General features: G+C 28.7%; 11 protein-coding genes. 1 reads left to right on the top strand and 10 read right to left on the bottom strand.

Going from position 1 to position 12118, the window contains the following annotated elements; genetic code table 4:
- Positions 1-225: 225 nt before the first annotated feature.
- The 5 genes from R7X45_RS03660 to R7X45_RS03640 all read right to left on the bottom strand — a co-directional run bounded on the left by R7X45_RS03660 (position 226) and on the right by R7X45_RS03640 (position 4694).
- Positions 226-1290: a hypothetical protein gene (locus R7X45_RS03660; RefSeq protein ID WP_318055946.1), complete on the bottom strand. Its 1065-nt coding sequence runs from the start codon at positions 1288-1290 to the stop codon at positions 226-228.
- Between the two features lie 136 nt (positions 1291-1426).
- Positions 1427-2299 carry a hypothetical protein gene (locus R7X45_RS03655; protein WP_318055945.1) on the bottom strand — a complete coding sequence of 291 codons (873 nt, stop codon included), beginning with the start codon at positions 2297-2299 and terminating at the stop codon, positions 1427-1429.
- A gap of 41 nt (positions 2300-2340) precedes the next feature.
- Positions 2341-2505 (bottom strand): hypothetical protein, encoded by a 165-nt coding sequence (locus R7X45_RS03650; protein WP_318055944.1) that lies wholly within the window; start codon positions 2503-2505, stop codon positions 2341-2343.
- A 410-nt stretch (positions 2506-2915) separates the two neighbouring features.
- A complete protein-coding gene (locus R7X45_RS03645) occupies positions 2916-3563 on the bottom strand; it encodes a LemA family protein (RefSeq protein WP_044283922.1) in 648 nt (215 codons plus the stop codon).
- Between the two features lie 69 nt (positions 3564-3632).
- Positions 3633-4694, bottom strand: a complete 1062-nt coding sequence (locus R7X45_RS03640; protein WP_318055943.1) for a hypothetical protein — start codon at positions 4692-4694, stop codon at positions 3633-3635.
- Between the two features lie 412 nt (positions 4695-5106).
- On the opposite strand from R7X45_RS03640, the gene R7X45_RS03635 reads away from it, so the two are divergent.
- Positions 5107-5733, top strand: a complete 627-nt coding sequence (locus R7X45_RS03635) for a hypothetical protein (RefSeq protein ID WP_318055942.1) — start codon at positions 5107-5109, stop codon at positions 5731-5733.
- A gap of 663 nt (positions 5734-6396) precedes the next feature.
- Here the strand turns inward: R7X45_RS03635 and R7X45_RS03630 are convergent.
- The 5 genes from R7X45_RS03630 to R7X45_RS03610 all read right to left on the bottom strand — a co-directional run bounded on the left by R7X45_RS03630 (position 6397) and on the right by R7X45_RS03610 (position 11834).
- Positions 6397-7302, bottom strand: coding sequence for a type I phosphomannose isomerase catalytic subunit (locus R7X45_RS03630; RefSeq protein ID WP_318055941.1), 906 nt, complete (start codon positions 7300-7302; stop codon positions 6397-6399).
- Between the two features lie 4 nt (positions 7303-7306).
- Positions 7307-7573, bottom strand: coding sequence for a hypothetical protein (locus tag R7X45_RS03625; protein WP_318055940.1), 267 nt, complete (start codon positions 7571-7573; stop codon positions 7307-7309).
- The gene (locus tag R7X45_RS03620; RefSeq protein ID WP_318055939.1) at positions 7573-9561 is read right to left on the bottom strand and encodes a fructose-specific PTS transporter subunit EIIC; all 1989 of its coding nucleotides are present in this window, start codon (positions 9559-9561) and stop codon (positions 7573-7575) included. Before R7X45_RS03620 ends, R7X45_RS03625 begins: the two co-directional genes overlap by 1 nt.
- Before the next feature lie 115 nt (positions 9562-9676).
- A complete protein-coding gene (locus R7X45_RS03615) occupies positions 9677-10510 on the bottom strand; it encodes a MurR/RpiR family transcriptional regulator (RefSeq protein WP_318055938.1) in 834 nt (277 codons plus the stop codon).
- Positions 10511-10619: 109 nt separating this feature from the next.
- Positions 10620-11834 carry a phosphoglycerate kinase gene (locus R7X45_RS03610; RefSeq protein WP_318055937.1) on the bottom strand — a complete coding sequence of 405 codons (1215 nt, stop codon included), beginning with the start codon at positions 11832-11834 and terminating at the stop codon, positions 10620-10622.
- Between the last annotated feature and the right edge of the window lie 284 nt (positions 11835-12118).

Raw genomic sequence — 12118 nt, 5'->3', positions numbered from 1 at the left:
GTTTTCTATTTGCATTGAGTTTAAATAGTAGTTGTATTTTTTATGATTTTTGTTATTTTTTTTCAAAATTTTGCAAAATATAAATCTGACTAGAAAAACGGAAAAAAATTTGTCTGCTTTAACCTTTTTAATCGATTTTTTAATGATATTTTAAATTAAAAATCGATTAAGAAAATTGAAAAATGCTATAAATTACAAGGTTTTTTGAGAATATTATGTTTTTAACTAATCCAAATACAAAGTAACATAAATAAGACACAAAAGATAATACAAACTGTATGTGTCAAGTAAAAAATCGTTGAAAATGTGATTAATAAAGTCATCAGAGGTTTTTATTGATGTTGGAAAATCAAGATACATAAAATTTCAGTCGCATTTGTAAGTAAAATAGATCGCGTTTCCTGAAGATTCAATGGTAACATCCAAAACTTTAACGCCATTACGGTCAGAATATCTTTTTAGTGAAAGTTCCATTGCAAGCGGTGTATACATTTTTCGGATTTTCAATCTGTCACTAGATTGTGGATTAAAAACCTTGTTAAATTCTTCGTTTTCAAGTTGGATTTTCTCTTTTTGAGAAAGTCAGCCATTTGGTTTTAAAAGCTTAAAATCAAATGCCTTTTCACCTAAAATTGAAGTATCAATTTTTAAAATTCCAGTAAAACTTTTCTTTGTCACAGTTTCTTTTTTTCTTCTTTCTTCTCATTGTCAGCGTACATTTGTAAAACTAACACGGAATTTTTCATCAATTAATAATTCTTTCAGAGGTCTAACTTCACTAATTCAAGCCTTTGATGAGCCAATGATTTGAACAGGAGTAAGATTGCTAATTTCATTTTTTGAAATTTGAATGTTGTTGCTAGGTTGGTCATTAAAACCTAAATAATCCATTCCTTTATCTAAAATTGAAAAGGCAGCTTTGTAAGCAACTTCTGGCTTAAAACTATCTATGACATCTTTTGAAACTTCATTGGTGATTTTCCTAATTTCCCTTTTTTTGATTCCTAAGTAAAAAGTAGAAGCAATTGCAATTATTCCGGAAATAACTGCAAAAATGATGCCACCAATCCCTAGCTCGTATTTGATAGCAACATAAATACCAGCCGAAATAAAAATGTATGAAATTAACGAGACAATTTCAAGTTTTTTTGCCACTCTTTGTATTCCAGCAAGTTTTTCAAGAGTCTTTAAATGTTTTTTCTTGATAATTTCGTCTAATTTAGGCCGAAATTCCTCTTTTGCCTTGCTTTTATAGTCTTCAAATTTAAAATAATCATTTATTATTTTCATTTTTACTCCTTGATTCAATTTTAAAAGGAATTATTATAAAAATACTCTTTTTTTCTACTTTTTAGTTATTTTTCAATAAAAATAGCTAAAAAGTGCTATAAATTACAGGGTTTTTTTGAAAATATTATGTTTTTAACTAATCTAAATACAAAGTAGCGTAAATAAGAGACAAAAGATAATACAAACTGTAAGTGTCAGTCAAAAAATCGTTGAAAATTCGATTAATAAAATGATCAGGGCTTTTTATTGACCTAGGAAAATTAAAATACATAAAATTTCAGTTGCAGCTGTAAGTAAAATAGATAGCATTTTGAAAAGATTGAATGGAAATATCGGAAACTTTAACACCATTACGGTCAAAATATCTTTTTAGCGAAAGTTCCATTGCAAGCGGTGTATACATTTTTCTGATTTTCAATTTATCATTTGATACTGGTCTAAAAACTTTGTTAAATAATTGGTTTTCAAGTTTGACTTTATCTCTTTGAAAAGGCCAGCCGCCTGCTTTTAAAAGTTTAAAATCAAATACCTTTTCGCCCAAAATTGAAGTATCAATTTTTAAAAATCCAGTATAACTATGCCTTATCACAGTTTTAACTTTTCCATCTTCGTCTTCTATTTTTTCTTCTCATTCTCAGTGGACATTTGTAAAGGCAACATGGAATTTTTTATCAATTAATAATTGTTTGACAGGTCTAACTTCGCTAATTCAAGCATCTGCTGAGCCAATAGTTCCTGCAGGAGTAAAATTTCTAACTTCATTTCCTGAAATTAGAAAATTGTTGTTTAGTTGGTCATAAAAACCTAAATAATCCATTCCTTTGTCTAAAATTGAAAAGGCTGTTTTATAAGCATCTTCTGGTTTAAAATTAACTATGACGTCTTTTGAAATTTCATTTGTGATTGACCAAATTTCCTTCTTTTTCATTCAAAAGTAAAAAGCAGAGAAAAAAGCAATTATTCCCGGAATAATTGCAAAAATTAAGGTAATATATGCAACTTCGGCCAAGGAAATACTAAGAACAATAATAAAAGTTAAAAATAATGAAATTAAAAAAATAATGATAAGTTTTTTTGTATCTTTTTGTAATACAGCAATTTTTTGAAGTGAGCTTGAATTTTTTTCTTGACAATTTCATCTAATTTGGGAAGAAATTCCTCTTTTGCCTTGTTTTTATAGTCTTCAAATTTAAAATAATCACTTATTATTTTCATTTTTACTCCTTGGGCGATTTTAAAAGGAATTATCATAAAAATACTCTTTTTTAGTCCGGTTTTTTAGTTATTTTTAAATAAAAACAGCTAAAAAATGCTATAAATTACAAGGTTTTTTGTTTTTCGCCTATAAAGTCAAAGTTTTTTAGACTTTTAAAATCTAGTTTATTATTAGTTTGGCTAACCAAAATTAGTGAACTAATCTAATTAAAATTAATATAAAAAATAAGACAAATAATCTCAAAAAATCTGAAGAATTAATTTAAGCAAATATTTCTTAGATTTAAAAGGATATTATTTGTCTAAAAGTGTGTTTTTTTAAATTTTATATTGTTTGAATTGTAAATTAATTGAGAAATTATGTCTGTTTTTAGGATGCTTTTTTGCAGTGGTTGATTTTTAATAAAAAATTAAAAATCTTTGAATGATACATCTTGACGATTTTGGTTGCTTGTGCTAAACATTGGATAGGTTGTTAAATTCATGGAAGATGCAACAATCGAAGAAGGAAAGACAAAAATTTCGGTGTTAAAAGAATTAACATTGCTATTATAAAGTCGTCTTGCAGCCGCCAATTCTCTTTCTAAATAGGAAGTTTGCTCAATTAATTCTTGATAAATTTTTGATGCTTGCAATTCAGGGTAATTTTCACTTACTGCAATTAGTCTACCAAATAATGAATTGTTTAAATTTTCAATTTCTTGAGCATTTTCTATGTTTGATTTTAAACTTCGTAATCTTGTAATATCGCTTAAAATTGATTTTTCATATTCACGATATGAACGAACTTGGTCAGCTAATTTCAATAAAGTTGCACTACGTTGCTCAAGTTGAACCTCAATTGTACCAGCTGATTCATTGATTAAATTTTGTTGACGCATAAAATTATTTTTTTGCGAAATGTAATAAATTGGACCAATAAATAAAAACAAAGTCCCCAAAGTTCAAAATGCAACTTTAGCCGCTGTTGAAACAGTCGGTTTTTTGGAGTCATTATCAATTCGAGGTTCAAATCCTTCGATATTTCCAGCATTTTTAGGGTTATATAAATTTGACATTTTTTTCCTTTAAATATTAATTAATTTATAAATTATACCATATTTTTTTCAAAAACATCATATTTTTAACTAATCCAAATACAAAGTAACGTAAATAAGACACAAAAGATAATATAAACTGTAAGTGTCAAGCAAAAAATCTTTGAAAATGTGATTAATAAAGTCGTCCGCCGTTTTTATGTGTGTTGGAAAATCAACATACATAAAATTTCAGTCACATTTGTAAGTAAAATAGATCGCATTTCCTGAAGATTCAATGGTAACATCTGTAACCTTAACGCCATCACGGTCAAAATATCTTTTTAGTGAAAGTTCCATTGCAAGCGGCGTATACATTTTTCTGATTTTAAATCTGTCATTTGATTCTGGATTAAAAACCTCGTTAAATTCCTCGTTTTCAAGTTTGATTTTGTCTTTTTGAGAAAATCAGCTCCTTGGTTTTAAAAGTTTAAAATCAAATGCCTTTTCGCCTAAAATTGAAGTATCAATCTTTAAAATTCCAGTAAAACTTTCCCTTGTCACAGTTTCTTTATTTCTTCATTCTTTTCATTGTCAGCGGACATTTGTAAAACTAACATGGAATTTTTCATCAATTAATAATTTTTTCAGAGGTCTAACTTCACTAATTTTAGCCTTTGATGATCCAATGATTTCTACAGGAGTAAATCTGCTAATTTCATTTTTTGAAATTAGAATGTTGCTAGCTTGGTGATTGAAACCTAAATAATCCATTCCTTTATCTAAAATTGAATATGCAGCTTTGTAAGCAACTTCTGGCTGAAAACTATCTAGGACATCTTTTGAAACTTCATCGGTGATTTTCCTAATTTCCCTTTTTTTGACTCCTAAATAAAAAGTAGAAGCAATTGCAACTATTCCCGGAATAACTGCTAAAATGATACCACCAATTCCTAGCTCGTAATTGACAGCAACAAACATAGCAATCACAGTTAAAACGAATGAAATTGACGAGACAATATTAAGTGTTTTTGCCACACTTTGTATTCCAGCAAGTTTTTCAAGAGTCTTTGAATGCTTTTTCTTGATAATGTCGTCTAATTTAGGCCGAAATTCTTCTTTTGCCTTGTTTTTATAGTCTTCAAATTTAAAATAATCATTTATTATTTTCATTTTTACTCCTTGGTTCAATTTTAAAAGGAATTATTATAAAAATACTCTTTTTTTCTCCACTTTTTAGTTATTTCTGAATAAAAATAGCTAAAAAGTGGCTAATTTAGTGAAAAATTCAGACAGCTAGTTTTTTTATCTATTGTTTTGATTTTACCATTTTTATCAATTTTTTCTAGTAATTTATTAGTAATTATTGCACTTTTCCTTTGATTTTACAATAAAATATACATCTAAATTTTTAAAATCCAAAATTATAAAATTTTTTTGCACTTTAGCATTAAAAATTTAAAAATTAATAGTATAATATTGTAATTTAAATTTAAATTAAAGCGTCTGTAAAATCTTATTGCTTTATTTAAATTCTTTGTTTTTCAAAGAAAAAAAATAGAAAACATACCAAAAAAGGAAAAAAATGTTCAAAAATATAAAAAAAATTGCAAAATTAAGGCTTCTTCCAATCGCTTCTGTGCTGCCAGTTTTTATTGTCTTATCATGCCAACACAATACCCAAACAGCTCCTGAAACTAAAAAAGGTTCCCAATCTAGTCAAGAAGACAAAAATAAACCCGTAAAAATGGACACTCAAACAACAACAACTAGAAAAACTAACCAAACAATCGACTTTCATTCTACTCCATTTAATATTCCAAAAAAAGATAATGTCAAAACTCGAACCTTATTATTTCCAGCTGCAAGAAGTGAAAATAGACTAAATAGTGAAGGTGTTTTCCGTTTCCAATTGCATCACTCGCCGGTAAAAGGGGTTACAGGAACATGAAGTGCCTATGCTAGTGAGGTAAAATCATTAAATGACAATACTTTAGTTGATCCTTTAAAAGTTAAGGTCGCTCGTACAACCGCAATTGAAGGTGATAATATTGAATTTCCTTTAGTTTTTCGATGAGATGAGCAAGATCAAAAACTAGAAAAAGGTAAATTTTACACATTTATTTTCTGAAAAGATGATGGTTCAGAAAAAATTGTTTTTAAACCAGAACATGTTGAAAATAGTAGAGATACTTTTCAAGCAATTGAGTAAAATTTCAAAGTTTTTCAAAATAAAAACCGCTTTTAGCGGTTTTTATTTTGAAAAAAACAAGGAAAATTAAATCCTAGGTTTGGCAGTTTGGTGGCAAAAATTCACTTTTTATTGAATACAAATATGAAAAAATGCCCTGATTTACGGGTATTTTTGCTTAAAATCTTAATTTTTGATATTTTCAAATTAAGCTTTTGCAAAAAAAAAAAAAAATGCTTGGTTTAAAATAAAATTATGTTATAATAAAACTCACTTAAGAATAATTAATAAATTTTGAAATTGAATTAAGGGGGAATTAATTATGTTTTGTCTTAAAAAAATCAGAAAATGTGAATTTTCCATTATATTTTTAAATATGATGGAATGGCATAAATTTGACCGTTTAGAAATCTACAAATTTATTGCTTTTAATTATGGCTCTTTCAAAACTTCATATATTTTTTTAGGCTCAATGTAAGTAAAAACGAGTTTTCTATTTGCATTGAGTTTAAATAGTAGTTGTATTTTTTATGATTTTTGTTGTTTTATCCGTAAATTGATTTTTGCCAGTGTTTTTAAAATGGGTAATTAACTTTTGCCAAAAAAATTAAAAAAGTGCCCAAAAATCGGACACTTTTTAAGATTATCTCATTAAACTGGGAAATTCGGGGAAAACAAGGAAAATTAAATTATTTTGTTTATTAAAATTAGTGCATTTTCTGCTTGAAATTCAATCGGTTTTTCAATTTGACCTGATATTAATATGGCATCAAATGGCTTAAAAGGAGCATCATTAATTTTTCCTTGACCAGAAATTATTATAATTTCATACCAAAAAACATCATTTTGGGGAAAAAGTAAAAATTTTTGGCTAATTTTTACTTTTTCAAGGTTAAAAAATTTATTTTTAACTAGCGATTGTTGATTTTTATTGTTGTCATGAATAATTTTTGGACTTAATTTTGGTTTTATTGCGACCTTTGCAAGTTCAAAATGAAGTTCTCTTTTTTGTCCATTAGTGTCAAGTCGATCAAAGTCAAAAATTCGAAAAGTTAAGTCTGAATTTTGCTGAATTTCATAAACAAGGGCGCCTTGAGGAATAGAATGGATAAGTCCGGCGCTAATATAGGCGAAATCATTTTTTTCAAGATCAGAAAAATTACAGTATTTGTCGATATTTTGGTTATTAATTTCTGTAATATTCTCAGCAAAATCATTTGATTTTGCACCAATTATAAAAGGATCATCGCCTTTGTTTAGCACAAGTCAAGCCTCATCTTTGCCAAAAGAATTTAATTTTTTTGCTAATTTATTATCAGGATGAACTTGGAGACTCAGTTTTTGGCCGGCATCAATAATTTTATGAAGATTTGGGTAAGTTTTGTGTGGATAAAAGCTAAAAAATTGGCGGTTCTGGGCGAAAAAATCGTTTAAATTTTGCCCACTGACACGGGAAAGACCGTGTTTTTGCGCTGAAATTAGTCAGAGTTCGCCAATTTTTTGGCTAGATTTTAGCTGATTTTGTAAATTTTGACCAGCTCATAAAGTATTTTTTTGGTATGGTTCAACAAAAACAAAATAATCTTTCATTTAGTTAGATTGACCTAATTTTTTTGTTAAAAACATCATTACCGATAAATGCTGATAAAATAAGTCCTAAAATTCCCATAACTAGTAAAAATACGCCATAAACAAAACCTTGACTTGGTACCGCTTCTTTTTTGGCAATTGTTGCGTTAATAAATTCTTGGTGTTCGGTAATATTTAAACTAATAAGGATAATTCCAAAAATAAGGACAGCTAAGGCCAAAAAAATCACAATATAAAACAGTTTTTTATTATCTATTTTCTTAATTTTCATTACTTAGCTCCTTTTTTGTGATTTTTTCGTGTAAAGTTTGCAAAAATATTAAAGTTACGATCCTTTCAAAGTCCATAAATTAGTGCGGTAGTAAAACTTCCGACAATAACTGACAAAAAGAAAAAGGCAATTCCAAGACCAATTCCGTGTTTTATTGAACCAACAGCACCAAGAATTGCAACAATTGGTCCCCCGTGTCCGGCTTGATTTGTAACAGCAAGAAGTCCAGCAAGTCCACCAGCAACTGCTGAACCAATAACATTAGCACTAATTACTCGTTTTGGATCAGCGATTGCAAAAGGAATGGCACCTTCAGAAATTCCAATAAATCCCATTATTATTGCTGAAAGTCCGAGCGATTTTTCTTCTTTTGTAAATTTTCTACGTCAAATTAAGGTTGTAATTCCCATTCCAATTGGTGCAACCGGTATTGCTGCTGCCATCATTCCCATTGGTTCATAAACTTGAGTTGAAACAAGAGCGGTTGAAGTTAAAAAAGCAACCTTATTTACTGGGCCACCCATGTCAAATCCGGCCATTCCACCAAGTAAAAGACCTAAAAGAAAAGCAATACCAATCCCAATTCCGTCTTTGTTTTCAAAAACATGCTTTAATCCAGCGATTAATTTGTCAAGCACTCAACCAATAGGAGCCCCAATTAAGAAAATTACGATTAAAGATCAAAATAGACTGACTCCAATTGGAATTACAAAAATTGGTAAAATTGCACTTAAAGATTTTTGGATTTTTAGTGAGTTAATGTATTTAACACTGTAACCAACAAGAATTCCAAAAATTACTGCGCCAATAAATCCCATCGGTGTTTGAACAGAAATCCCACCAATTCCATAAAATAAATCGTTCGTATTACCGACAGTTGCAACAATAAATCCTGGAGCAAGTGCGGCCCGTCCGGCAATTGAGTAGGCAATGTATCCACCTAAAACACCGATCATTAATTTAAAGGCAATTACCCCAATTTCGAGCATTCATCAGAGAAAATCACCTTTTGGAGCTGCCTCAGCATTACCATAAATTGCTTTTCCAATTCCTAGCGAAAGGGCGATCATAATTCCACCAAAGACAACATAAGGAATCATGTATGAAATTCCGGTGATAATATGTTTAACAATGCTAGTTCGATTTTCCTGATTTTGTGTTTGTTTTTTTTGTTTATTATGTAAAATTGGTGCTTTTTTTGCTTTTTGAATTACATCTTCAGTTTCATGAATTGCGGCTTTAGTGCTTGTAAAATAGACCTTTTTTTGGTCAAAAATTGAGCTGTCAATTTCAAGATCACTGGCAACTATGACAAATTCGGCCTCTTCAATATCTTCTTTTGTTAAAACATTTTTAGGGCCAACTGACCCTCGAGTTTCAATTTTAGGAACATAGCCATTTTGTTTTAGTCCCATTTCTAATTTTTCAGCTGCTAAATAAGTGTGAGCAATTCCAACGGTACAAGATGTGATTCCAACAACTTTTTTTGCATTTATGGGAATTTTTTGGGAATTTGTCTCGTGATTTTCCACCTGGTCTTTTTCAAAAATAAACTTTGAAATGTTATCAAAAATAACATTTTCATCTTTTGATAAAATTATTTCTTTAATTTCGGGATTAAGAATAATTCGTGCAACTTTTGCCAAAAGTTCGACTTGATTTTGTTCAAAACCAGACTTTGGCAGCAAAATACAAAAAATAAATTTTGCCTTAGAGTCATCAAAATTTTGCCAATCAAGTCCAGATTTTAGACTTAAAAACAGCAGCGCTGGCTTTGTAACAGCGCTACTTTGAGCATGAGGGATTGCAAAATTTGACTCAAGTCCGGTAGAGATTTCATTTTCACGAGCAAAAAGATCGTCAAAGATTTTATTTTTTTCAGTTCCAATTCCAAGATTGACTGCTTTTTGAGCAATAAATTCAAAAACTTCTTCTTTTGAATTAAGATCTTGATCTAAAAAAATAAAATCTTTTGAAAAAATACTCATAAAAACCTTCCTTTCTTTTAATTTTATATACTTAAATAATCCATTATTTAATTAAAAACAAAAGAAAAATAAAAAAATTTTTACAAATTTGAAGTTTTTTATGAATGTTTTTCAATTACTCGTTTCATTCTTTGAGAATTTCAAGGTTTTTCTTGTAATTTTCTTCGTATTGCTCAGAAATTAAATTAGCAACACTGAAAAAAATAACATCAGAAATAAATTGTTGGTTAATTTTCGATGAGATCGAAATAAACCGGTTCTTTTGTTCAAGTGTCCGGTAAAAAATTAAATTTTTTTTGGGAATATCGATTTGTTTTTTTGCTGTTATAACAATAAAATTGTCGTTATTTTCAATAAACTTTTTAATAACAAAATTAATTTCTTTTGTTTTGCAAGATTTTGAAAACAAAATTTTTAGCGCTTGAGATTGAACGCTAACTAATAAAAAATTATGAAAATCACGAAAACTAACTGAATTTAACCCTAATTTTTGTAAATTAATCGCTAGTTCGCTGGCTCCAATTGAAGAAGAACCAGCTCCATAAATAAAAATTTTTTTGCTTTCGATAATTTTACGGGCAAAATCTTGGATTTTTTCAAGATCAACAAGTTCTAATGTTTGAACTAATGAATTATGATAATATTTATAGAGTTGCTCAATAATTAGCTTGTTTTTATCGGTTTTTTGCTGATTTTTGACTTTATTTGAAATTTGTGCTGAATTAAGGAATAAATAATAAACATGAAACTGCATTTCTTTAAAGCTAGAAAAGCTTAACTTTTTTGCTAAATTTGAAATGAGTGTTATTGAAGATTGGGTTTTATTTGCTAATGATTTTAGATTGGACTGATAGAAAAATTGTGGATTTTCCTCCGCTAATTTAATGATAATTTTTTCAGTTTTAGTTAGAGATTCAACAATTTTTTCGTCAAAGAAAACACTTTTCATAAAAATTAATCTACTTTACTTATAAAATAAAAAATGAACAAGTCCTGCTTTTTTGATTTTAAAAAACAGGACTTGTTAAGTGAGAAAATTAAAAAAATACTATAAATTCTTAGGCTTTTTCCTGAATTGGGCCTAGGCCGATTAGATCGCCTTTTTCAATAAAACTAATTGAAGCACCACCACCAGTTGAAACATGACTAAAAGCATCACCTAATTTTTCAGCTTCAATCGCAGCAACTGAATCACCACCACCAATTACACTGTAGCAATTTTCAAGTTTTGAAATTACTTTTGCAATTTCACGAGTTCCGATGGCAAAATTAGAAAACTCAGCAACACCAAGAGTTCCATTTCACAAAATAGTTTTTGCATCTTTTAAATGTGATTCAAATAATTTAATAGTCATTGGACCAATATCTAAACCTTCAAGGTCATCTGGAATTTCAAGTGGATTTTTTTCGTTATAAACTGGGGCTACATCTTCAAATTTATCAGACAAAGCAGCATCAAGCGGTAAAATTAATTTATCATTGTACTTTTTAACCAAACTTAGGGCTAATTCAATTTTGTCTTCTTCAACAATTGACTTTCCAATTTTGTATCCAAGGGCTTTTTTGAATGTATAGCCCATTCCTCCACCAATTAAAACTTTGTCAGCTTTTTCAAGTAGAGTTGAAATTATCCCGATTTTGTCAGAAATTTTTGCACCACCAATAATTGCATAAAAAGGTTTTTGTGGTTCAAAAACAATTTTTGATAGTGCATCAAGTTCTTCTTTTACAAGATAACCGATTGCTGACTCTTTGATGTGAGTTGCAATTCCGACATTAGATGCATGAGCGCGGTGAAGTGTTCCAAAGGCGTCATTTATAAAAACATCACCTAATGAAGCTCAGTATTTTCCAAGTTCTGGATTATTTTTTGATTCAGCTTTGTTTTCAAGATCTTGGAATCTTGTGTTTTCAAGCACTAAAATTTGTCCGTTTTCAAGTTGATCAATTGCTTCTTCAACTTCTTTGCCTCGGTTTTGAGCAACAAATTTGACTTCTTTTTGTGAAATTTTAGCTAATTCTTCGGCAACAATTCGTAGTGACTTTTTTTTCAAATCTTCAGGGGTTTTAACCCTACCAAGGTGTGATAAAATTATAAGTTTACCACCATCAGCAACAATTTTCTCAATGGTTTTTAAACTCGCGGTAATTCTTTTTGTTGAAGTAATTTTCCCTTCAAGAATTGGAACATTAAAATCAACACGTAAAAGAACTTTTTTATTAAAAAATTTAATTTCATCAATAAATTTTTTAGTTTTATAGGTTGGTATCATTCTTTATTATTTTCCTTTAAAAAAATTAATGTTACGCTTAGAATTATAAACTAATAAATTAATATATCTAAAAAAACTGTAAATAAATTTTGTTTTATGAATTTATAGCTTTTTTGTCTTATGCCGATTTTATTTAATATTCTGCAAAAAAAAAAAAAAAATGCTTGGTCTAAGAAAAAATTAAGGTATAATTAGATCAATTAAGAATAAATTAATAAATTTTGATGTTGAATTAAGGGGGAATTAGTTATGTTTTTGCCATAAAAAAATTAGATAGTGCGAAT

It is taken from the genome of Mesomycoplasma ovipneumoniae (assembly GCF_033343935.1).
GTDB classification, from domain to species: Bacteria; Bacillota_I; Bacilli_A; order Mycoplasmatales; family Metamycoplasmataceae; genus Mesomycoplasma; species Mesomycoplasma ovipneumoniae_G.
This window is presented reverse-complemented; position numbering and strand designations above follow the sequence as displayed.